The sequence below is a fragment of the Bacillus sp. FSL R9-9530 genome, assembly GCF_038008145.1.
In the GTDB taxonomy this organism is placed as follows: domain Bacteria; phylum Bacillota; class Bacilli; order Bacillales; family Bacillaceae_G; genus Bacillus_A; species Bacillus_A mycoides.
The window spans coordinates 392330-416123 of the sequence record NZ_JBBOYO010000002.1 but is presented as its reverse complement, the minus strand read 5'-3'; the positions used below and the strand labels follow the sequence as shown (position 1 = coordinate 416123).

The following is a 23794-nucleotide window of genomic DNA, read 5'->3' as shown; positions in this document are numbered from 1 at the left end:
TATAATAGTGTTCTATACATAACATTAGGGTTTCAAGCGCAAAATTCTTAAAGTAACTGTAGGGTACAGGGGGTATCGCCAGCATTTTTGAAAAACCCCCACGCTAAGAATGGTTCTGTTGCAAGGTTTTTAAAATTGAGCTTAAATTTTGCAACAAAACCTACAAGTTCCCCCCTCAGCCTCCCGAAAAAAGGGAGGAAATGATTTGTAAAATACGGATTCATGATGTACCATACTAGATATTTGGTAGGTGACGTGCCTCTTCTGTCTATATTCTCGTCACCAATCTTCTATATTGCTTGTTGGCATCGTATTATAAAAGATCCTTAATCCTTTGAACTGTACCCATGAATCATGGACACTTAAAAAAAGCCCCATGATTCGGGGTTTTTGTGTATTTTTATCAAAAAACCCTCGTTATAATGGAACCAACGATTGAAATGAGGTACGGAGAATGAGTAAAATTATTTTTAATGAAATTCAATGGAGAAGTCATTATGGGAGCGAATATGATATTTGTAATTGTCTTCCAAGTTGTACAGGTGCATATTATAACTAACCTCAAAAGAGGATTGTATATCATAATACAATCCTCTTTTAGTCCACACCCACATCTTAGTTAAATCCGGAATGTATCTAGTACATTATCTTTTTCTTCTTTATTAATACCGATGTATCGTAGTGTAATTTGTGGTGTACTATGATTCAATATTTCTTGTAACATAGCAATATCCTTTGTTTGCTTGTAAAACCAATATCCAAACGTTTTACGCATGGTATGGGTACCTAAAGATTCGACTCCGGCAAAATCCCCGGCTTTTTGTAACTGTCGATAGGCTTGAATTTTACTAATGGCTTTATCCCCTTTTCGAGAAGGAAATAACCAGGTACTTTTTAGATCTTCAGCGTATGGAAGTACTTCCTCAAAAATGGATGTAATATTTATGATACGCTCCTTTTTTGTCTTTCCTTCTTTCACTTTAAATTCTTTCCGTTTTTTTCGCTTCAGTTTTAAAATTTCACTCGTTTCCATTTTAAGTAAATCACTTACACGGAACCCCGTATTAATACCAATTAAAAATAAAATGTAATCACGATCTGAACAATGACGTTTAAGAGACCATTTCATGTCTTCGAGCTGTTCTTTGCTTCGAATTGGCTGTACATCAATTAAATGTTGCTTTTTATCCATCTGTTTTTCAATCCCTTTGTTTTTAGTGATTTGAATGTATACTTTTTTTGTTTTTATAATATCAATGAAATCAGATGGAAGTCAATGGTTAAGGGGAAATGAAAGTAAACTTTTGGCTAAAAGTTTACTTTCGGTTTTTAAAACATTTATAGCTAATTTTGTAATAAATTTCTCAATATTGATATAGATATTAAATATGGGTTTTATATCTAAAATTAACAAAAAATATAATATCATAAAAATTAAGATAGTTTGTGTCACTTGTTTTTCCCTTATCTTTTTTTATTTGTAAATTTTTGATATAAAAAAGGAATCCTTATAAGAGGTATCTCCAGCATTTTGGAAAAACCCCACGCTAAGTGTTGGTTTGTAATAAAGTTTGATCAAAAGCATGCTACAAAAATTGATTTTTCAACAGAAGAAACCCAAACATTTTGAAAAAAGTTTAATCAAAATGCTTGGGTTATTTGTTGCTAGTGAATAATTTTTTATAAAAAGTTTAATCATTTTTCTACCTGTGTTTACTCCACAATCGCGCCCGATTCTGGAAGATTTTAAAAACGTTTATTTTTCTTTTAACATTGAATACTTTCGATAAGTTTTATAGAAATTGATACCCAAAAAAACAAACAGAAGTGTGGAAGACAATTTCAAAAGGACAAATGGAGTTTCAAATAAAAATGCCTTCCAAAATAATGAACCTTTCATACTCCAAAGACCTTCATGATATAATCCCGAATCCTTGTAAAACATATAAGAATAAGCTAAACACAGCATAACCAACCAAAATGAATAATTCATTAATTTTTTATAATGATTATCCTTTGATTGGCGATCCGAGAAGATTTCATTTTGATCATCATCTTCTTTTTGCCAATACCGTATTCCACTAAGCCAGGGCCCTTTTATATAGTTCCAACCGAAATCCTCATATATCCCTTTGTATTCAACCAACTTTTTCTTAGGTAAATAATCTTGATAATCAAGTCGTATAACATATCTCTTGTCAGTTTTTTCGAAAGTGTATATTCCTAATCCACTAATATTTGTACAACGATAGCCTTTTTGTAATTGCTCGTTCAGCCATTGCTCCTCTTTTTCAATATCAAAAAACATCTTACTAAATTTCTTCATTCGATTCACTTCCTTCGTACAGGGATAAAATATGCAATAACCTGTTTTGTTCCATTTTCAAAATGTCGCTTCCTTCTGCAGTTATCATATAAACTTTTCTTCGACCTAACTCTCCAACAGGTTCAATCCAACCATGCTTATTCAAGTTTTCAATCGCACCGTATAATGTACCAGCTGCTAAAATAACAGTACCGTTACTTATCTTTTCTATCTTCTGCATTACGGCATAGCCATGGAGTGGCTCACGCATAGCTAGTAAAATATAATGCATGGTTTCAGACAACGGTAATAATTTATGTTTCATATCCTCATCCTTTACTCAGTTCGACTATATAGTTCAACTTAATAACAATTTAATACAGTTCAACTGAATAGTCAACAACTTTTTCAAAATTAGTCAAATGAACTTAAAGTAAATAGCTTGATAACAAGGAGAAAATCAATCTAAAAAGTTACTTTCCTTACGTAAGGTAAAGTGACTTTTTTGTAGTCTTATTCAATTAAATGGCCTTTTAGTGGAGTAACTTTATTGCCGCCCAACAGTTCCTTAATCCGCCTTTCAGTTCAGATTTTCTTTTCACTATAAAAACATCCCTTTAGATAAACAGATCCAAAGGGACAAAACATCGCGTCTTTTTTATAAACACCGTGACTTTATTTAAAAGCGACACTAAGCAAAAAATACAATAAGCTGTCCATATGGACAGCTTATTTACATAATTACCGAAAGTGGAAGTTTAAAAGTTTTTAGTTTCTTTCTCAATTAAAGCGTCCGTTAGTTAAAGATTATGGATAATTAATTTGAAGGTGTTTTTATTTAAATACACCTTTTCTTTTGGAAAGCCAATCTTCTAAGGCATCTTCGTGTAGTTTTGTGAATAATTTCGGTATTTGGTCTATTGGGAAGTATTTTAAATCTAAAGTTTCAATACCATCTACAGTAAGTTCCCCATCAATTGGTTTGCATTGAAAACAATGAACGATAGTCTGAGCTTTATCTCCGTTCGGAAACTCACCAAAATATTTAGAGTAGACACCTATAAGATGTTCAACTTCAAGGGGTACGGAAACGATTCGAGGTATGAGGGGCCACTCTGGAAAAGTATTTAATAATAAAAATCGTAGGAAATGATAATTCCTACGATTTTTTGATTAGAATTCTCTAATATTAATTGCAAAATGTGGTTTGAATCTCACTTCAATTGCTTTTTTCTCTTCATAGCACTGAATATGGAGTATTTCATTGCGAGTATAGACTCTTTCTACAACTTCCATATTAACGTCAAATACACATCCTTCATTATAAGAAAGACTTAATTTAATTGTATTTTCATAAACTGACATAATCATTATTAATTTAAATCCTAAGTGATCCATTTTACGATACAGATATACACCTGCACCTTCAATTAAAAAGTCTTCTGGTTCACTCTCAAATAGCTCTAATAACTCATACTTATCATATTTTATGTTCAATTTTTAACCTACTTTCTGCAATTAATGGTACTAATCTCCATATTTTCATGTCCCATTTTTTATAGAATGTGAATATGTATGGTGTTTTAAATTTTAAACATAAAATAAAAAGGATCAAGAAAATGACCCTTTTTATTATTTTAAAATTTAGTTTGTAATGAAAAATTTGGTTTAAAAGAAATTTGTAATAGTTGTTTTTCGCTTTCATCGTAAACTTTCAAAGTATTTTCCGAAGTTTTTATTCTATTTACATTAACCACTACAATATCGTAAATAAGTGATTTTAAGTTCTCATGCGTCAATTCAAGGCTTACATAGTTTTCATAAACAGATATAAATAATTCCAAGGTATATCCTGACGTATCTGTTGAGTTGTAACTATATATACTTGCATCAGCATCTATCACCGTATGTTCATTACAGAAAATCTCTAATAATTCCAATTCATCATAAATAATTCCCATTGCGATGGCTCCTTTTATCCTTAATAAGGGACAACGGTTACTACATCACCTTTACCATTAGTAATGACTCTAGCGTCGCGTCCAGTATGTTCCCATGAATCAGGTTTATTTCCAGGTTTTTTTGTCCCATTTTTAATTATATCCTCTACTACAGAAGGTGTAATACCTCTAGGATCCACAAATTCTTTAAATTTCTGTGTACCAGGTACAAGCCCTCTAATTCAGCGCGTACTTGTATTATATCGGGAGCCATTCTTTCTAAAGCATGCTCAGAATATTTACAATCATTGATTTTAAGTTTTTAAAACTCATTTATTGTAACTGTAAAATATGGTTTGAATTTTACTTTGATTTTTTTCTTTTCTTCTGTACCTAGAATGTATAGTGAATCATTACGAGTATATATCTCTTTCACCGATTCCATCTTGGTTTCTATGATACGTTTGTCTTCGTATAGCATTATCAATTCAACTGTTGCATCATAATAGAACATATTCATAACCAGTTCAAATCCTAGTTTATCGATTTTACTATATCTATACGCACCCGCACCTGGAATATAATAATCTTCTGGTTCACTCTCGAAAATTTCTAATAACTCGTACTTATCATGTTTAATATCCAATATTCCTCAACCCTTTTTATCATAGATTATTTACTATACTATTCATTCTATTCTTTTGTATTTGCGGGAACAGCTGTGATAACATCACCTTTATCATTTATAACTACGTAGCCATCTTCTCTAACATATTTCCAAGTACCAGGATTTTCTCCTGGTTTACGAGTACCAGTTTTTATAATATCTTCAACTACATTTGGAGTCATTCCCCGAGGATCAACTTTTTTTAATTCCTCCATGTATTTATCTGATCCGAATGTATACCCTTTTCTTTCAGCTCTCTCACGTGCACGTTTTGTAAGTTCCGCTCGAACTTGAACTGTGTCAGGTGCCATTCTTTCAAGCGCATGTTCAGTATACTTACGCCCATTAATGACTCCGCCGCCTCTTGGCATGCTCCAACCAATCTCTTCCGTTACCTTTGATACTTTTCCTAATTCCTTCGCTTTTTGTTCTAACTCACCATATTTACCGAATACACGTCCAATAACTTTAGGAGCCCCACCAAAAACAGTAGAAACGGTTCCCCATACATAGTCATTTTTGTCATACTCTCTATCAGTGAAATATTCTTTGCCGTTAATGAGTTGTAGCCCTTGTTTGATTTGCCCAATAACTGGCATGAAATCAAGTGACATCGATCCAAGTTCATTTGTACGCTTCTGTTCTGCCAAAAACTCTTCCATTTTTTCAGGTGGTACACCAAAATCTTTGAGGCGAGTAGATAAACCATCCATGTTTCCAACATTTTTAGCTATATTAGACGTATCTATTTTATAGCCTGAAATCTTATTAGCAGAGTCCATAATGTTATTGGCAGCATCTAATCCAGACATCATATCTGTATGTAGTGTTGGAAATGCTTGTTGGGCTTCTGCAACATGCGTTGAGACACTATTAATTAGTCCATCAGCCATTACTGCTTGTTTATGAAGTGATGCCCCAGCTTTCTGTACAGAATCTCCAAATTTAAGAAAACTTTGATTCACAACACGTAAATCAGAAGCCATTTGTTTATATTCAGGTAATCTGCTTTTAAACCCTTCATGCATAGCTGTAACTTGCTGTCCGTAGTCCCGAACACCATCTGCAAATTTACTGATTTCACCTTTTGGTAATGTGCCAACCCATTTTTCTGCCGGTTCAACAAATGTATCATTGATTGTAAGCCAGTAAAAACTCGTTTGGTCAATCAGCGCTATCGTGAGTTCAGTTACAGCAGTCAAAGCATCTGCATACCATTCCACCATTTGTTTTTTATAGGCTGTCATATTATTTTTATAATCCGTTAAACCATTCACATAGTTTTGAAGGTTAGCTTTGTCCTGCTGTACCAAATATTTGCCTTCTTGAATTTGTTGAATAATATTACCTGAATCCTGATTCGCTTTATCTATCACCATAATGCTATCTTTTAGTAGCATTAATTTATGGATTTTCCCAAAATCCTCATTCATCATCTCTAAAGTTGCGATAGTAGAATTGTATTTTTCTCTTACAGCTGGATCAGCTTCTTTTTCATAAATCTTATCTACAGTATTCTTCAATTCAGATTTTTTTAGTGTCGTTAGTAATTGAGAGACACTTTGTGCGAATTCACTTGATTCAACTAAAGCCGCATCATAATTTTTAGTTTCTTTTGCTTTTTTATAGCGTTCGGAATATTTTTTTACTAATTCAGTACTCGTTTTTAAATCATCAATATCATGACGAATCGTATCTATTTTATTAGATAGAGATTGATCAAACACGACTGCAAATAATTTTTGCACAACGTATGTTTGACCATTGTAGTTCACCTTAAACCATAGAGGACCGTCTTCCCCTACTACTTCAAGAATTTCATCATCTCTAACTTTTATAGGGTCAAATCCCCTTACAACTGTTCTTGATTTGTAGATATTTTGGTCGAGGGATTGAATTGTTATCCACCCTTTTACCATTTTACCTGTTCTATCAAATTGGAATTGTTTTCCTTTGTAGGTTACATCGCCTTTTTGAATAACACCGTTATCGTCTGCATAATACCAATGGGTAGTTTGAGAGAACCATCCTTTTTGTGCAGCTCCACTTACCTTATCAAAATAGTAGTCTTTTCCGTCTACAGTATTCCATCCCGAAGCTAGATTACCATTTTTATCGAAGAGATATGTATCATCCCCTGAACGCAACAATCCAGTATGTTTCACGCCTGGTTTGTCATAATAGTATTTCTTTTCTCCATCTACAACCCAGCCAACCGCGTCATTATTTTTTATACCTGATGTTGCCATAATTGTCCTATATAAGAACATAGAAAATTGCTCTCTTGTGACAATTCCATTTGGATTAAAATTGCCGTCCCCAGTACCATTTGTTATTTTGTTCCCAGCTAATATTTTGACATATTCGTTGGCCCAGTGACCTTTCATATCCGTAAATTCAAAATTCCCTTGCGGTTTTAAATCGAATGTTCTGACAAGTACAGTAGCCATTTCAGCACGCGTCATATTATTTTTCGGATTAAATTGTTTCTCCACATTTACGCTAAATATGCCTCGTGCAGTAAGTGCCAAAATTTCTCTTTTAAAATTACTGTCACCAATATCAACGAATGGATTATTTGTACTATCTTGCGGTTTTAAATATCGATACAGAAAAGCAGCAAGATGTTCGCGAGTAATAGGATCCGTAGCACCGAAATATCCATTTCCGTATCCTGTTATAATCTTATTCTCAGCCATATACATCATTTCTTGATATGCCCAGTGGGTTTTAGGAACGTCAATAAAAGATGATGAATTCGCTTGACCATTTTGTTCTGCATACGCTGTTCCTACTGTACTGAATAATAAAATACATACCACAGAACTTAAAAATAATTTCTTAATTGTATTCATAATAGATCTCCTATTCAATTTTATAAAAATATAATTGCAAAATCAGCACTTATTTTATCCTTCATTTACGGCGTTTTATATAATTATCAAATTTCTATTCATACTGATATTTCGCATAAGGACAACCTAAGTCATTCTGTCTAAACAATAATTAATTTATAAGATGTTTCATTTTTTAAATGTAGTAGCCCGTTTATGGAACCTTCTTAATATACAGTAAAACCAAGTTTTTTAATTTGAAAATCCCTTAGTGTAAAATTCGCATTATGTTGACGAGATCCATAATAATACCAATCTCCTTTCTCTTTGACGCGGCCTATTTGATTTAAAACTTCGACTTCCTCTGTAAACATTGGTGCATAGGTAGAAAATAATTAAAATAATGATAATATAAGTCCTATGATTTTCTTCATACTCGCATCTCCTTATCAATTCGTAAAAAACTTTTTAATTATATATTAGATTTCATTACTATTAAAATAAAAAAATATAAATATGCACAATTGCATATTTACCTTCTCGATAGAGTGTACCCTATTGAGAAGAAATCCTTTCCTTGATATTATTAGTTGTCACTTTAGGAGGTAAAATGCGCTTATTTTAAGTGTTATTTTGCACTATAAGTAAATATAAAAAACCCCAATTTTTCGCATTAAAATTGAGATAATTGGGATTTTATTATTACTCCGGAAAAGCGCCCTATTCCTGAATAAGCTACAATCCCTATACAGAATTGTGCCCAATTATAGAATAACAACCTACAATGTTTTCGAATTGCTCATTAGTATTCCATTAGTTGTTAATGCCACTCAAACATAATTAAAAACTAAAAAGAGCCAGCACAATAATTAACAAAGATCCTATTATAAGAAACTTTCCCAAACCATTTTTTCCTTTCATTTTATATTCTTCAATTCCCATAATTGCAAAGAGAATTCCAAGCAATAAAGATGATATTGGACCATATGAAAAATCCTTTGTCATTAATCCGTACATTGAAATCGCTACTATAATTAAAGCAAACATTACTTTAATAATTTTCAACTTAGTTCTCCCTCAATTGAAGACGGACTTTAGTTTATTATTTCATAATTTTTTATATTTTAATATTAATCCCTAATTATAATGTGTATTGTTATACCACAATCTGGCCTATAAAAAAAAAGACACCTATTTTCTACATGAGTGTCTTAATTGAAATTAAAGTTTAATTTCAAAAGTATTATGCAGTACCTAAAATCCTTTTAACGATTCCTTCGTTATCTATCTTTCCTTATTTTGTAATATTTCTATTGTTTTTTTGCAATATTGGAATTTTTAGCCCTTCTTCAGATAAAGCGACCAATATTCCAAGCCTTCTTAATCGTGTTTCTTCTTTCTTGGCGCTCATTACCCACCAGATAGAATCTCTTTTATAGGATGGTGATAAATTAGTGAAGAATAGCCAGGCTGTTTGATTTGCCTTGATTTGTTCTTCATATTCTTTGGCAAGTTCCACGTTTCTTTGTTCAGAGGAATAGCCTTGTGCATCGGTTCTGTTGTTAAAGACGTGCATTCCTTCTGGTCTCATCTTTCCAAGCTGTATTAGTGCTTGTACCTTCTTTACGTTCACAGCACTCCATACACTATTTACTTTGCGCGGAGTAAAGAGAATCTTATAGCTTTGTTTATCCATGGTTTTTCGTATACCGTCAATCCACCCAAAACAAAGAGCGGCATCTACTGATGAAGACCAAGTAAGGCTTGCACGCCCTGTACTTATCCCGAAAAAGCCCACCCAAATTTCACTAGCTTCAGCATGGTGTTCTTCTAACCAATCGTTAAACTCTTCTTGGTTGTTGAAAAAAATTACATCTCCCATTGTTCCAGCCATTTTAAAATCGCTTGGTTTGTTTCTTCCGGCTTTTCTTCCTGGATCCAATGACCGCAATCCAGATTGACCACTTCCACATTGGGCACGAACTCCGTTAGTTTTTCAAACTTCGGGATCACATCCCGGTCGCCATAGATCATAAGTGCAGGCTGTTTGATGATTGGGTTCACGTCCGCCAATAAGCGCCAGTTGCGGTCAAGGTTCCTGTACCAATTTATACTTGCCGTGAAGCCTGATGATTTGAAGGCGGAGACGAAAACGGCCAGTTCGCTGTCGCTCATTATGGGTTCACCGAGTGGTGTTTCTGCTCTGGCAAGATTAATCATCGCCATACCTGGCTGAGGCGCTCTGGGTGGCTCGTTCTTCCGGTAAATGTTACGAAGGAACTGGAAGGTATTTTCTTCTAATACGGCGTCTGCGATACCCGGCTGTCGATTGAAGTGGACAAAATAGTAGTCGCCGCCAAGTATTTCTTCCATGAACTCGATCCAGGGTCTTCCTCCGCGCTCTTGGTAAGGCATGCTCAGATTTATCACTTTATTTACACGGTTTGGATGCAATAAGGTCAGCCACCAAACGACCATTGCACCCCAATCATGACCGACAAAGGTGGCATCTTCGTATTCGTAGTGATCAAGAAGTGCGATGAGATCACCCGACAAGTGTTCAATGTCATAGTCTGTTACTTCGCTCGGACGGGATGAGTTGCCATAACCCCGTTGGTTTGGGACGATGACATGGTAGCCCGCTGCGACAAGGGCGGGCACCTGATGGCGCCAAGAAAAGGCATGCTCTGGCCAGCCATGACAGAGTACAATAGGTTTCCCTAAATTTTGTCGGCCTGCTTCAAAGACTTCGAGTTCCACACCGTTGACTGAAATAAGGGTAGGATTGGGAAAATCAGTTTTATTAATCATCATATTACCTCCTATTACTAACTGTACTAAAAGACTGTTACAGTTAGCATAGTAGCATCGTGGTGTGACACTAGCATGTCAGGTTTGAAAAAAAATTTTATTGATATTTTTCATGCATCGATTTTATTCTAGATGCAACAGCTTGGCGTACCCTTTCAGGACCTAACACTTCGACGTGTTCGCCAAAACTGAATATCAATGCGAAATACAATTCCTTCTCTGGAAATTGTGCAGTCACAATCAGTTCACCTGTGTTCAGAATTTCAATATTTTCTTTGTCAAAAATATCTTCAACTCGGGACCTCACCTGAGGTACGAATTTTAATGTAATGCTGGTTAAAGAGACCTGCTTCTTTGATGCCTCTTCAATTTCTTGATATGACTTTTCCCTACGCTTGAATAGTACATCTTCAATCTGCAAGTCAATAATGCGTGAAATCCTGAATACCCTGAAATTTGTTTTTAAGTGACAAAAGCCAAACAGGTACCATGTATAACCTTTGAAGATTAATGACATCGGTTCTATCTGCCTTGTACTTGTTTCGTTTGCATAGTTTCTATATATAATTGTAATCAATTGTGATTGAGTGATAGCATTCCGGATGTTTTTGACCAGCTCTTTTTGTTTTGAGGTGTATGCCCAGGGCTGCATACCAATTATGATTTGCTCCATATGCAGGTCAAGATGATGAGTTTTATCCTGTGGAATAATATTTCGCAGTTTTTCTATGGATGATTCAAGCTCAACATCCTCAAATGTTGAGTTAACACCTTCAAGTGCTGAAAGTATGGAACACAAATTGTTTAGTGTCAGCAACTGATGGTTTAATTTATAATTCTCCCTAATACCAAAACCGCCATTATTCCCAGGGTATGATATAACTGGAATACCAGTCATATTAATAGCTTCAATGTCTCTGTAAATCGTTCGAACTGAAACTTCAAACTTTTCCGCAAGTTCTTTTGCCGATATTCGACTTCTATTAAGTAATATAACAATGATTGTCAGCATACGTTCTATTTTCATATTCATCTCCTTAATATATGTTTGGCATATTCTAGAGTATAATGTATATTTATCAAAGCACTTTTTAACATATCATGCTTATGATCGCTGAATGTCTTGATGTCACGGTAATATTTATAGTTTATTTATTATATTGCTACTATCTTTTTTATCCATTACATCCAAATAAAATTTAGCTAGTTCCATCTAAAATAGCATCTAAATAATGAATGTCAAGAAGAGTTTAGAAGAAATTTATTTGAACAATAAATTATACACTACAGTTTACTGTAGTGTTAGATAGAGTAAAAATATTATAACTAATCTTCCGCAATCTGGCCCGATTGCTGAACAAAGTTAAAAGAGCGCACATATTATTATTTGTTCCAAAACTCGTAGAGAAGATGGATATGATGATCAGTTTAGTTACTACTTACATGGCTATTGAATCAGAATCTATGAAAGAATTAAAAGAGCTTCAGGAAGAAATTATTCATGCGCAAGCATATATTCAAAAACGAAAATTTGAAGAAACACAGAGATAAAACCCTGTGTTTTTATTTGGTCGTCTATGACGCTAATCTGTTATAAATCTAATTAGATGTAATTTGATTATTGTTTTGGCATAATCCATACAATTTGTTGAATGCGTACAATATACGGTACCGTATCTTCAATGAGTAAATGATCGGGTTTCACATCCTTTAACTTTCCTCTTACATTACCTCTTACAGTTTCAATAACCACATGTTTACCAATTACCGATTGTAATGTCTCATATACGTAGGGATTAGGTATACTTACCATATTTTGTTCACTAAAGTCATTTCCCTCCAAATAACTCATTCTATAAGACTCCTTTCTAACTTACATTCTTTCTCTTAATATATGATATAAATCTTATAAATATGCTAGAAGGATAAATCATTATGTGAACGAAAATAACATTTTAATAAGGTACGTTTTCTATTTCTAAATTGCTAAAAAATTATTTATATAAGGTCACTTTTACTAGTTAATAGGTGATGATATCGGGATGCTTTGCATGTACATCCAGGTTGTTCCTTTCAAGATATGTATCATTTTAAATACGCCCTTTATTAGAATACTGCTCATACTTTTTTTGAGATTCTTTAGTAATACGTGCGTTAAGTAAAATTGCTAACAACAAAAACACTCCATATGTTCCCCCTGTAGCTCCTATGATAATTACACTACTACAAACAAGTACAATTAATAGGAGAAACGAAACTAAATAAATACGTTCATAGTTCTTTGACATCTTCTCGTATTTTATGCGTTCTTTCCTTGCATCCATCTAAATTCCTCCTTTACACTATCCATTTCACTATCAAATAAATCTCGCCCTTAAAAAGGAAACAATATCTCGTTTTAAATAATTAGTTTGTTTTTTTATCAACTAATTCATATAACGTAAAAAGAAATCCTACCAATATTAAGCTTTCCACCATGATAATCCCGCCCCTCTCCTTTCTTTTAACCCCAACACATCAGATAAAAATTATGTATATCCCATATTAGCTGCAGCAAACAAAAAGGATCCTCCCTTCTTTTAAAGGCTGATCCTTTTCTTCGTGTATTCAACTATTCTTGATTAATTAGAATAACAGCTGGTCCATCTACACGAATTCCACCAACTTCGATTTTTTCATAAGGCTCAACTGTAATAGAAATGACCCCTTCCCGCTTCTTTAATTCATTACTTAATTCTTTTGTTAACGTTTTTTTCATGTGTGCACTCCTTCTTACTGCTTAATTTATTATTGTTATGTAAATGAAATTTAAAATGGTTTCCTGGTCCGGAAACCATTTTTTGTAGTTGACCATATGGTGTTACCAGTTTGCTTATCAATTTTACGTAAAGAAGATAAACAATTACTATTCACTGTCTCAGTAGATGTAAGAAATTCTTAAAGATAGCGGTGAGATTGATTGTTTTTTCTTCTAGAAATAATGACTTAGATAGTATATTACCTAAAACAATGAAAGCCCTACCTCTCTTTCATCCTTACGGCTCCTTGTCCGTGCCAGTGTGAATCAGGATTGCAAAAATCAAGTTACTATTTAATCGAGTTATTTGATGAAACTTCGAACGTTCGTAAAAGAAATTTAAAAATAAAAATGGATTAGATTGAAGTAATAACAAAAGAGGTTCCTACTCTAAAAGTGAGTTAAAGAAGTTGAATGTCTTTGAAATGATTTACTTTTAATAATCATCATATTCCCGAAAAATTCAGGATATTTTCGGGGGATGTAATACATTATCTATAATGAATCTTAACAGAAACTTTTTATTTGATTTTCAGTGATTCCTTTAATTAATCCTAGTTCACTAATCAAAAATTCATGTGCGTTATCCAACATTTTTTTTTCGCTTGTATTAAGTGCCTTTTCTTTCTTCATACGCATTAAATCACGTACAACTTCAGCACCTTCTTGTATTTCACCCGTTTTTATTTTGTCCGTGTTCACTTTATACCTTTGTTTCCACGGCAATAATTTATCTGATTCTCCATGCTGAAAAATTTGTATAATGTGTTTTAATGCAAGTATATCAGTAACTGGGCGTATACTCGAACTTAATATTTTCCCCATAGGAATCATGACTTGCATATTACTGATCGACATTTTTATAACATAATACTGTTGTTTTTTTCCTGAGAATTCTTTTTCTTCTATGGCTTCAATTATACCTGCTCCGTGCATTGGATAAACAATGTTATCGCCAATTTGAAACATATAATCCACCTCCATATATGGTAACCTTCTCAACCTTAACATATATGTGATTTTTTATCAAATATTTTATAATATCATAAAATTGTTTTTATCGTCAACTACTTTTTTGACAAAAATTAAATTAAGTAAAAAACACCCCAAAAACAATAGGGAGTGTGTCAGATTCCCCCGCTTATATTCAGAAATCTCTACTCATTAACGTAGATCAGTTTTCCCTTGAAAACGACCAAATCGATCCCGTATTTTTTTCAATCTTGTGTGGTATTCCAAAATCTCAATTCTTGCTTTTTCAGCTAAAGGTGCAATTGGTCGTAAGTCTTTTAACCCCCAATAATCAACCACTACATCAAGTACTTGATCAAAATATTGTAGTGGTCCATAATTCGCTTCTTTTGCAATCACAGCCATTCTATTTTCAAAATCAGGCATGACGGCACCTGGCATTTTAAAATTCTTAATCACATTGGCAATATGATAGCAATAATTAGGTTCCAATTCCAAATGTGTTCGAATGACGTCTCGATAAAACGCATAATGAAGAGTTTCATCTTTTGCAAGACGGCGTAATAATGTAGCAAGATCTGGATCGTGCTTACTTGCAACCTTAGCTACATTATTGTAAAACACCATCGTTGCAAGTTCTTGTAGCGTCGTATACGTCATTGCTTCGATTGGTGTATGAAAATCAGGCTCAAATCCACCCTCAACGACTGACTTTCTTAATTCATGTATTCGTTTAGGGTTCACACTTCGTGTGAGTAGTAAATATGTCTCCAATAAATTCGAATGTTGATCCTCTTCTGAGGTCCAAGTATGAATAAAGTCTGTAATAACAGAAAGGGATCCTTTAAAAGTCGCAGATAAATACGTTGTAAACCATGGTAAATTCACTTCTGTTAATAAAGCTGTTTCGATGGCCGTAATTACACCAGAAGGAAGAGTAACTTGACTTTCATCCCAAGGAACTCTTTTAAAGTCCATTCCCTTATCCCACGGTAAAAACTCATGATAACCCCAGTCTATCTTCTGCGCTCTTATTTTATGTTGTTCATACAGTTCTTTTAAACGTGGTTCTAATCGGAAATCTAAATCATTTGTTAGCATCTATAAGTGCCCCCTTTTCTTATCATATAAATAGTCATTCTATTTTTACTCTTAAAATTTTCTACAAATAAATAGTACGTTCCTTTTTTAAAGTCAAACATAATAAATTTGTAACAAAATTCTTTAAGAGCCCTGTGTTTTTATATGATTTTTTCATATAAAAAGGGATACTGAGGATAACATTCATGGATGAAGATACTCGTCATGTTGTAAATCTTGGTGAGTGTAAAAAGGTGCATGCCTATAAAGAATCGTTTTATAATAAAGATTGATAGTGTTTTATACACACTAACAACTTATTTAGACGTAAGATCCAATATATTAGATTAAGCGCTTGAAAAACAAATACAGTTGATGAGATAGCCTTAAACGACAATTCCCAACAAGAACAATGTACATTGGCTATGATGAGTTAGACCGATTTTGTGAAACAGTATACAACACAAAGGGAAGAGGCGATAAACATGCAGTCAACGGAAGCGCATATGAAGGAAAAACAACGTAGAGAAAAAATAGAAATAATATTCAGTCACACGGTAAAAGGAGAGAGTTATTTTCACGGTTCTTCTTATAAATGGAAAAACATTGTATATCAAAATTATAATAGAATACAACAAAAAGAGTTGAAAATTGAACAAATCATTTCGGAAATGGAAAAAGAAGGGGTTCGTTTTGCGCAACATCGTTCCCTCATACACTATCCCGTCATTGATTTTGTAAAATATATAGCTAAGATTTCTAAAGAAACCCTCGAAATACAATAATCATATTTAAAGGAAACCTTTATAAAATGTTTATTTTCGAAGCTTTGTTAACTAAAAGCCCAAAACTCACTCTAATATTCTTTTTATTCGCAATACTATTCGTTTTTGTTATAATAACAACCATAACGTATTCTAGTCGTTTGTATATCTTCAGATTTTGTGAATTTTATTACACAAAAAGACAACCCTTAATTGGAGTTGTCTTTTATTTTTTCTTGATATACATAATACTGTTCTGATGCAAAAACTCCAAGATTCTTACAACCAGAGAAAAAGTAGGATTTCTCATAGGAGAGATGCTACTTTTACCATTGTAGCTCCAATTCATCACAGTACACATCTAACTCCGTAAAACAGTTGTGTAAATCCGCTTCAAAATCAATTTCACGAATTATGCTATCTACCTTTTTTTCTAAATCTGAAATTGTTTTGTAAGGAACATAAAATATATATTCTCCTGAACGTTGTTCCATATTGTATTGTGATATGAGAAAGGATTCGATATTCTTTCGAACCTTCCCCTTTCTTTGTACAAATTTATTATTATTTTCCACACGTAACAACATACGAATAATGGCTGTTTGTTCTTTAGTTTGTTCGCCTTTTTCGGTTTGCTTATTTTTTCGTATATATCGGTAGAGTGTAGCTTGACTAATACCTGTCATGTTTACAATTTCTTGGATACTATATTCTTTAGAATCATATAACTTCAATGCTCTCTGAATGAAACTATCCTTAACACGAGGGCGTCCACCTACTCTTCCCCTTGCTCTTGCACTTTCAAGCCCTTCTTTAGTACGTTGAGCAATTAAGTCTCTTTCAAACTGGCTGAATGCTTGAAATACTGTTAACATCAATTTTCCTTGAGGTGTATTGGTATCAAATTGTTCTTTAATACTAATTAGCTTAACTTGTGCAGAAATAATAAAGTTGTTTAATTTTTAATAAAGTCATTTAAAAAATAATATAGTTGTTTAAAAATCCTTATTCCACGAACGGAGCAGGTTAGTGGAAGCAATAGTAATTAGGTTTGACTTGGAAAATTGTCGATGATATTAAAAAAGACACCGAAGTGTCTTATGTTTTTCAAATTAAGCATACCGATAAATTGAAATTTAATTACTTAACATTATGCTTATCTTGGGAGCGAGGTATTTTATCGGTGAGTGTATACAAACCATGTAATGCTTGCTGTTAATAATGCTGACGAAATCAAAGCTGTAAGAACACTATATGTTTGCCAAATAAGTATCGTTGACCAATCGAAAGCACAGCACAGTATACCCTGGGCAATCGTAGCGATCAGGAAAATAACTGTTACGGTTATTCTCTTTTTTGTCATTGGCTGCCGCTCATTCGTTTTCCTTCTGCGTAATCCTAAGAGAAATAGCAAAACGGCCAATAGGCAAAGAATAATTGTGATAGACGACAAAATGATATCCAAAAGCTGTGTGCCGCTTATTTCATATGACTGAGTTAGATTGCCTTCTAATATATCTTTAACTTTTAGTACCATATTTATATTGGTATTTGCGCCGTTGCTCAGCAAGGAGACGGCTGTTCGTTCATTTAGCAGTATGACTACTTCGGTTCTGAAATTTGGATTGCCCCCAGTGTGTTCTATAGTCGTTTGTTCGGCGTTTACGGACCAGCCTGCCGCATAATACATACCGTTGACAGCCGAAACAGACATATCACCCCTATGTGATTTTTCGATAACCGTGTGAAATATTTCGGGTATGTCCTGCACGATACCCATCTGTATGCCCATCCAACGCGCCATATCTTTTGTATTAGAAATGATGTAGCCTGCGGGTTTATTCCCAGCATAATCCGGAGCTTTAAATGGAGTTGTCATAAAAAAGGAAGAACGGTAGCCCTGTGCCAACTGTCCAGTGGCTTGAGCATCTTCTTTATAAACATACGTCTGGTGAAGACCTAACGGCTGAAATACCTGTTCCTTCATAAAGTCTTCATAGCTTTGTCGCGACACAATCTCAATAACCAAACCCAATACATCATAATTAACGGTTCCATAGTTATACTGTTCACCGGGAGGGAACGCCAATTCAGCATCCACGAGCATTTCCACAGTCTTTTGCAACATATCCGGTGTATTGCCTTGTGGAATATTTTGAAGATGCCTAATATTTGTTAGACCACTGGTATGGTAAAGAAAGTTATTTAGTGTAAGACTTTGCATATCAACAGGTTTCCCTTGATACTTTAATGTAAACCAAGGTAAATATTTTTGGACAGGGTCAGTCATTGAGAGCAGCCCTTGCTCTTCCAACAGCATAATACCCATACCGGTAAAAGCCTTACTGACCGAGGCTAACTCATAGAGTGTATTTTCACTTGCAGACACCCCCTTTTCACGGTCTGCATACCCTGAAGAAAAGTAGAACACTTCATCATCAGCAAGTATTGAGATTGACATTCCCGGCACACCTGATATACGACAGGCATCATCTAGCAACGCTTGTATTGCCGCAGATTTCGAATCTGACAACGCATAACTTTGTGTTGCGAATCCTGAGAATAATATAAATATCGTTAATACAAAAACAATAATCTTTTTCATAAATTCTCCTTTTTGAAAAATTTTAAGAGAATAATATAAATAACCTATTTTTACAACTACTAAACTAAATTTTAATTTATCTTTCTATTCACCTATATAATATCAAGTAATTGTGAAGAGTTACACTTAAACGAACAGATGCGTTAGTTCAATAAGAAGTAAACAACTTTATTATTCATTTTTTAAGTATTATATAAACAGATGGATGTAATTTGAAACAACTTTAAAGAGCCCTGCTACGTCGAATGTAGTAAGGCTCTTAGCTTTTATTAATCAAAATTCAATAACTTTATTATCATTATACATAACTCCCTTATTCTCAAAATAATCAATAAGTTCAATTAAATCTTTGGTACTTCTTCCTAATCTAGAAAAGCTTTCAACAACTAATGTATCACCAGGTCTAATTTTATCTTTTAATCGAGTAAGCTATGGACGATCACTTTTCGTACCTGTTATTTTTTCAGTTAAAATTTCAGTACAGTTATAATTTTGAAGCATGTCTAGTTGACGAATCAAATCTTGTTGTTGGGTACTTACCCTTGCATAGCCATAAATGTATGAATTCATGAAATCACCTAACCTTTACAAGATGATTTTATCATAAAGGGTAATTAAAGTTAATTTGATTTTGACAATAGTTTTGATAACGTAGATAAGCGATTTATAAAGATTAAATTTTGTTCATTTTATATTTATCAAAAACCATCGTTTTTGAAACGCCTATAAATAATAAATCTAATGATTCTGTACTTTGTAATTGGTAAGAGTTTATGATAAAAATAGGGAATATCCCAAAAAAACACACGAGGGGCGTTGATTATGATTTTTTTTAAAGACTTTAACTACATAAATGAAGGTGATTATTTATATCCAGTTGAGTATTATCAATTTCGCCAAGCAAGCACACATAATACATTCAAAGTTGAACTATTATGTTTTGATGATCGTTATGATTTCCATTTAACAATTGATAATGAAGCTATCCCTTCAAAGTATAGACTTGTAACAAGCATCTCCTTTGAAATTTATGAAGAATTTGGATTTGAGCCTTATGATTTTAGTTCTAAACAAGCTACTCTACAAAGGGCAATTGATATGGCAAGTGCAATTGCAAAGAAATATTGTGAAAATCCAGTTAATCAATAATAAGTAAAGACCGGATATTAATATCCGGTCTTTTTTTGTATTTGCTGTATGTTAAGGTGGCTTTTTATGTTAAATTATCACAATTATTAATGCGTATTTTAAATTTGAGGTTAAGGACTCAAATTTAAAATAAAAAGAGAACCCAAATGGATTCTCTTTTCTTGGCATTCTTAGTTCTTTAGCAATCGCATCATAACTCCGTCCAACATTTTTATACAAATGTACAGCTTTCAATTTAAATGTCTCTGCATATTTTTGAAATGTTGTTCTTTTTTTGCCATTAAAATATCCCTTCAAGTATAGTGTAACATTCCACATTAAGAATGTAGTCTTTTTACAATGTCTACTTAAAAGGGATAATACCAACTAATATTACCTTACTTGCACCAGCTTTAAGCAATAAATTTCTCGCGGTTTCAAATGATAACTTTTAGTATGTACATTAGAATTATTTTTTATGAAAACCTTGTGTAATTCGATCTAATATAATTGCAATTACTACAATAGCAAGGCCTGCTTCAAAGCCCATACCTATATTAACTTGTGTAACCGACCGATAAACGTCTACGCCAAGACCTGGTGCACCGACAAGAGATGCAGTGACAACCATTGATAGAGAAAGCATAATACTCTGATTTACACCAGCCATGATTGTTCCAGTTGCAAGTGGAATCTGTACTTTGAATAGTTTCTGTGACGATGTTGAACCAAAGGCATTAGCTGCTTCAATTAAATCTTCTGGTACTTGCCTAATCCCTAACTCAGTAAAGCGAATAGTAGGTGGCATTGCAAAAATAACAGATGCAATAATACCTGGTACTACTCCAACACCAAAGAATGTAATTGCCGGAATAAGATAAACGAATGCAGGCATTGTTTGCATAAAATCAAGAGTTGGTTTTAAAAATTTGGAAAACCTTCCGTTCTGAGATGCCAAAATCCCAATTGGTATACCGATAATGATAGAGATAATAACTGACGTCAAGACAAGCGCTAGTGTTTGCATGGTCTGTTCCCAATAGCTAATGTTAAGGATAAACAGAAATCCAATTAAAGAAAATACCATAAGTGAAACTTTACGGGAGGTGTACCAAACTAATAAGCATGTGATTGCAATAAAAATAATGGCTGGGATAAATATTAATAGATTTGTTAATAAATCAACAAATCCCCCGATAATAAAAGAAAATCCTTTGAAAAACCCTTCGAAATGCTGATACAAACTTGTAACAAGTGTGTCAACCCATTCTCCTAAAGGAATACGAGGAATACTATTCATTATCATTCACCTCTTCCTCTACATTTCCTGCTAAAGCTTGAATAATACTTTCACGCTTTATTATCCCTCGTAATCTATGTTTATCATCTATAACAGGAAGAGGTAACTTTGTCTTAACCATTTTTATATACATTTCTTCTAATAGAGTATCTAAATAAACAGGAGGAATGTCTGTTACTAATAAATCCGCTATCGGAACCTGTCTTTTAATAGCTTTACTAGCATCATCAGCAGTTAAGACACCTAAAAACTCATGTTTCTTATTCACTACATATACGCTAGAAACACTAGCATTTTTCATGATTTGGAGTGCAACACGTGGACCGCGATCAATTAATAAGGTTTCCGGTCTTTTCATAATGGATTCAGAGGTTAAAACTTTTCCTAAATTTACATCAGCAACAAATTGCTCTACAAATTCATTTGCAGGGCTCACCATAATTTCTTCTGGTGTTCCAATTTGAACAATTTCTCCGTCTTTCATTAAAGCAATACGATCACCAATTCGGAGTGCTTCATCTAGATCGTGTGTAATAAAAATAATCGTTTTTTTCATTTTATCTTGCAGTTCTAATAATTCATTTTGCATTTCTTTTCGAATAATCGGATCTAACGCACTAAATGATTCATCCATCAGTAGGACATCTGGATTATTTGTTAGTGCTCTTGCGATACCAACACGCTGCTGCATACCACCGCTAAGTTGTTCCGGATAACTGTCTTTATTGTTTTCTAGACCTACTAATTTTAGAGATTCTAACGCTTTTGTTTCTCGTTCTTCTTTTGATACTTTTTGTATTTCTAAACCATATGCAACATTTTGTAAAACCGTTCGATGAGGGAATAAGGCGAATTTTTGAAATACCATACTCATTTTGTTTCTTCTTACTTTTCGAAGAGATTCTTTTCCCATTGTTGCAATATCTTCACCATCAATATATATATGGCCAGAAGTCGGTTTGATTAACTGATTTAACATACGAACAAGTGTAGATTTCCCACTACCGGATAATCCCATAATCACAAATATTTCACCAGCATAAACATCAAATTTTGCCTGGTTCACGCCAATATTCATACCAGTTTCCTTTAATATAGCAGCTTTGCTTTTTCCCTCTTCTAGTAAAGCGATTCCTTTAGAAGGATTTTTTCCAAATACTTTTGTAACGTTTTCAACACGTAATTTCGTTTCTTTCATTCTTTCACTCCTTTTCTTTGATTCTATACAAATACTGTAACGATTTCTAAACCAAATAGTACATTCCAATAGTTCATCAAAGACTTTTTTTTGTTTTTTTGTTAAGCTATTAATAGTTAGTTTATATTATTCATAGTTATAATTATAAAATATTTATTTATAAAAATAAAATATTTAGCTTTACTGAAATGATTTTCCGCGTTAGTTAAAGAAGAAATATCTAATCATAGAGACTAGGAGGAGCTTGATGAAGAAAAAAATATGGCTTCTGTGCATACTATTATTAATTAGTATAATTACTACTTCTTGTAGTGGTTTGAACAGTAATGCAAAGGGCAAAATCAAAATTGGTGTAACGAGTTGGAAAGAAAACATAGCTACCGCAAATATGTGGAAAGTATTACTTGAGCAAAAGGGTTATAAAGTTGAATTGTTATATTTAGAAAAGGCAGCCGTTTGGACCGGAGTAGCACGAGGAGATGTGGATGCCAACTTAGAGGTCTGGTTACCAATTACTGATAAGCCATTATATGAAAAATATAAGGATGATGTTGAAATAAAATCAGCGTGGTATAAAGGCACTGGTCTTGGTTTAGTTGTTCCTTCATACATGACAGATATCAATAGTATTGAGGATTTGAATATAAATAAGGATAAATTCAACAATAAAATCATTGGTATTGAACCTGGCAGCAGTTTAATGGGCTTAACAGATAAAGCGATAAACAAATATGGGATAGAGCTAAATCTTGTTCAATCTTCAGAAGCCGCTATGATGAGTGAATTAAAAAAAGCATATAATCAAAAGAAACCCATTGCAGTAACATTATGGAATCCACATTGGGCTTTTTCAGAGTTTGATCTTAAATATTTAAAAGATCCTAAAAAGGTGTATGGAGAAAAAGATAATATTTATTACTCTGTTCGTAAAGGATTTGAAAAAGATTATCCAGAGCTTATAAAGTATTTTGATAACTGGAACATGACCGATGAGCAACTAGGAACGTTGATGACCATGATTAATGAATCGAATGACCCTGAACAGGCCGCTGAAAAATGGATAAAAAAGAATGAAAAATTAGTAGATGCATGGATGAAAAAGTAATCATTTATGGGGTACGGCAACATCGCCATCAAGCTAAGAAAAACATAATACAGAAATATGTAAAATTTTCTTTGTAAAACTTCAAGAAAAAGGGATATATAGAAAAAATGGCACGCTAAATAACCCTTACGGGCTAAGTTTTTTTAAACTATTTCATTTTTATTTTGATAGATGTTGTACGTATGCAATACCTAAGAGAGGTGTCACCTTACATGCCCATCAACTTAAGAGTGAAAGGAACCTGAGCTTTTGTCTCATTGGATCAAACCATACCTAAAATAGAAGCAT

At 33.4% G+C, this 23794-nt stretch carries 23 protein-coding genes and 4 pseudogenes; 4 read left to right on the top strand and 23 right to left on the bottom strand.

What is annotated here, in order from left to right:
- Positions 1-619 precede the first annotated feature (619 nt).
- From MKX66_RS29905 to MKX66_RS29845, 13 genes and pseudogenes are all read right to left on the bottom strand, one after another.
- The gene (locus MKX66_RS29905; RefSeq protein WP_341088121.1) at positions 620-1192 is read right to left on the bottom strand and encodes a tyrosine-type recombinase/integrase; all 573 of its coding nucleotides are present in this window, start codon (positions 1190-1192) and stop codon (positions 620-622) included.
- A 564-nt stretch (positions 1193-1756) separates the two neighbouring features.
- The gene (locus MKX66_RS29900) at positions 1757-2326 is read right to left on the bottom strand and encodes a DUF2812 domain-containing protein (protein ID WP_061530225.1); all 570 of its coding nucleotides are present in this window, start codon (positions 2324-2326) and stop codon (positions 1757-1759) included.
- Entirely contained in the window at positions 2313-2630 is a 318-nt protein-coding gene (locus tag MKX66_RS29895) for a PadR family transcriptional regulator (RefSeq protein WP_000681019.1), read from the bottom strand. The genes MKX66_RS29900 and MKX66_RS29895 overlap by 14 nt, the downstream gene beginning before the upstream one ends.
- 509 nt (positions 2631-3139) lie before the next feature.
- A pseudogene (locus MKX66_RS29890) lies at positions 3140-3385 on the bottom strand (NUDIX hydrolase); the annotation flags it as partial.
- Between the two features lie 93 nt (positions 3386-3478).
- Positions 3479-3802, bottom strand: coding sequence for a hypothetical protein (locus MKX66_RS29885; protein ID WP_341088117.1), 324 nt, complete (start codon positions 3800-3802; stop codon positions 3479-3481).
- 140 nt (positions 3803-3942) lie between these two features.
- Positions 3943-4266: a hypothetical protein gene (locus MKX66_RS29880; protein WP_063218035.1), complete on the bottom strand. Its 324-nt coding sequence runs from the start codon at positions 4264-4266 to the stop codon at positions 3943-3945.
- Positions 4267-4286: 20 nt separating this feature from the next.
- A pseudogene (locus MKX66_RS30975) lies at positions 4287-4558 on the bottom strand (hypothetical protein); the annotation flags it as partial.
- Between the two features lie 9 nt (positions 4559-4567).
- Complete coding sequence (locus MKX66_RS29870) at positions 4568-4891, bottom strand: hypothetical protein (protein WP_341088112.1); 324 nt, start codon at positions 4889-4891, stop codon at positions 4568-4570.
- A 47-nt stretch (positions 4892-4938) separates the two neighbouring features.
- Entirely contained in the window at positions 4939-7767 is a 2829-nt protein-coding gene (locus tag MKX66_RS29865; protein ID WP_341088109.1) for an S-layer homology domain-containing protein, read from the bottom strand.
- Positions 7768-8586: 819 nt separating this feature from the next.
- A complete protein-coding gene (locus tag MKX66_RS29860; protein ID WP_341088108.1) occupies positions 8587-8811 on the bottom strand; it encodes a hypothetical protein in 225 nt (74 codons plus the stop codon).
- Between the two features lie 229 nt (positions 8812-9040).
- A complete protein-coding gene (locus MKX66_RS29855; RefSeq protein WP_341088106.1) occupies positions 9041-9640 on the bottom strand; it encodes a YdeI/OmpD-associated family protein in 600 nt (199 codons plus the stop codon).
- On the bottom strand, positions 9616-10557 hold the full coding sequence (locus MKX66_RS29850) for an alpha/beta fold hydrolase (RefSeq protein ID WP_327804700.1): 942 nt from the start codon (positions 10555-10557) through the stop codon (positions 9616-9618). The genes MKX66_RS29855 and MKX66_RS29850 overlap by 25 nt, the downstream gene beginning before the upstream one ends.
- Positions 10558-10654: 97 nt before the next feature.
- Positions 10655-11584 (bottom strand): helix-turn-helix transcriptional regulator, encoded by a 930-nt coding sequence (locus MKX66_RS29845; protein ID WP_341088103.1) that lies wholly within the window; start codon positions 11582-11584, stop codon positions 10655-10657.
- Between the two features lie 314 nt (positions 11585-11898).
- Between MKX66_RS29845 and MKX66_RS29840 the strand changes: the two genes are divergently transcribed.
- Positions 11899-12108: a hypothetical protein gene (locus tag MKX66_RS29840; protein WP_341088165.1), complete on the top strand. Its 210-nt coding sequence runs from the start codon at positions 11899-11901 to the stop codon at positions 12106-12108.
- A gap of 67 nt (positions 12109-12175) precedes the next feature.
- Here MKX66_RS29840 and MKX66_RS29835 read toward each other — a convergent pair whose 3' ends face one another.
- The 5 genes from MKX66_RS29835 to MKX66_RS29815 all read right to left on the bottom strand — a co-directional run bounded on the left by MKX66_RS29835 (position 12176) and on the right by MKX66_RS29815 (position 15427).
- Entirely contained in the window at positions 12176-12409 is a 234-nt protein-coding gene (locus MKX66_RS29835) for a YuzF family protein (protein WP_341088101.1), read from the bottom strand.
- Between the two features lie 238 nt (positions 12410-12647).
- Positions 12648-12881 (bottom strand): hypothetical protein, encoded by a 234-nt coding sequence (locus MKX66_RS29830; protein WP_085309725.1) that lies wholly within the window; start codon positions 12879-12881, stop codon positions 12648-12650.
- A gap of 287 nt (positions 12882-13168) precedes the next feature.
- The gene (locus MKX66_RS29825; protein WP_341088100.1) at positions 13169-13315 is read right to left on the bottom strand and encodes a BC1881 family protein; all 147 of its coding nucleotides are present in this window, start codon (positions 13313-13315) and stop codon (positions 13169-13171) included.
- A 546-nt stretch (positions 13316-13861) separates the two neighbouring features.
- On the bottom strand, positions 13862-14323 hold the full coding sequence (locus tag MKX66_RS29820; protein ID WP_002166152.1) for a CarD family transcriptional regulator: 462 nt from the start codon (positions 14321-14323) through the stop codon (positions 13862-13864).
- Positions 14324-14518: 195 nt separating this feature from the next.
- Complete coding sequence (locus tag MKX66_RS29815) at positions 14519-15427, bottom strand: acyl-ACP desaturase (RefSeq protein ID WP_070169563.1); 909 nt, start codon at positions 15425-15427, stop codon at positions 14519-14521.
- 464 nt (positions 15428-15891) lie between these two features.
- On the opposite strand from MKX66_RS29815, the gene MKX66_RS29810 reads away from it, so the two are divergent.
- Positions 15892-16191, top strand: coding sequence for a hypothetical protein (locus MKX66_RS29810; RefSeq protein ID WP_002090721.1), 300 nt, complete (start codon positions 15892-15894; stop codon positions 16189-16191).
- A gap of 305 nt (positions 16192-16496) precedes the next feature.
- Here the strand turns inward: MKX66_RS29810 and MKX66_RS29805 are convergent.
- From MKX66_RS29805 to MKX66_RS29795, 3 genes and pseudogenes are all read right to left on the bottom strand, one after another.
- Positions 16497-17132: pseudogene (locus tag MKX66_RS29805) on the bottom strand (recombinase family protein); the annotation flags it as partial.
- Between the two features lie 215 nt (positions 17133-17347).
- The gene (locus MKX66_RS29800; RefSeq protein ID WP_341085487.1) at positions 17348-18775 is read right to left on the bottom strand and encodes a serine hydrolase domain-containing protein; all 1428 of its coding nucleotides are present in this window, start codon (positions 18773-18775) and stop codon (positions 17348-17350) included.
- Between the two features lie 306 nt (positions 18776-19081).
- Positions 19082-19345, bottom strand: a pseudogene (locus MKX66_RS29795) (recombinase family protein); the annotation flags it as partial.
- 252 nt (positions 19346-19597) lie between these two features.
- On the opposite strand from MKX66_RS29795, the gene MKX66_RS29790 reads away from it, so the two are divergent.
- Positions 19598-19924 (top strand): hypothetical protein, encoded by a 327-nt coding sequence (locus MKX66_RS29790; protein ID WP_341088095.1) that lies wholly within the window; start codon positions 19598-19600, stop codon positions 19922-19924.
- A gap of 448 nt (positions 19925-20372) precedes the next feature.
- Here the strand turns inward: MKX66_RS29790 and MKX66_RS29785 are convergent, their stop codons facing one another.
- Together MKX66_RS29785 and MKX66_RS29780 are read right to left on the bottom strand one after the other, a co-directional pair.
- Positions 20373-21203: an ABC transporter permease gene (locus MKX66_RS29785; protein WP_341088094.1), complete on the bottom strand. Its 831-nt coding sequence runs from the start codon at positions 21201-21203 to the stop codon at positions 20373-20375.
- A complete protein-coding gene (locus MKX66_RS29780; protein ID WP_061674714.1) occupies positions 21196-22401 on the bottom strand; it encodes a quaternary amine ABC transporter ATP-binding protein in 1206 nt (401 codons plus the stop codon). Before MKX66_RS29780 ends, MKX66_RS29785 begins: the two co-directional genes overlap by 8 nt.
- A gap of 247 nt (positions 22402-22648) precedes the next feature.
- On the opposite strand from MKX66_RS29780, the gene MKX66_RS29775 reads away from it, so the two are divergent.
- A complete protein-coding gene (locus MKX66_RS29775) occupies positions 22649-23506 on the top strand; it encodes a glycine betaine ABC transporter substrate-binding protein (RefSeq protein WP_341088093.1) in 858 nt (285 codons plus the stop codon).
- Positions 23507-23794: the final 288 nt, after the last annotated feature.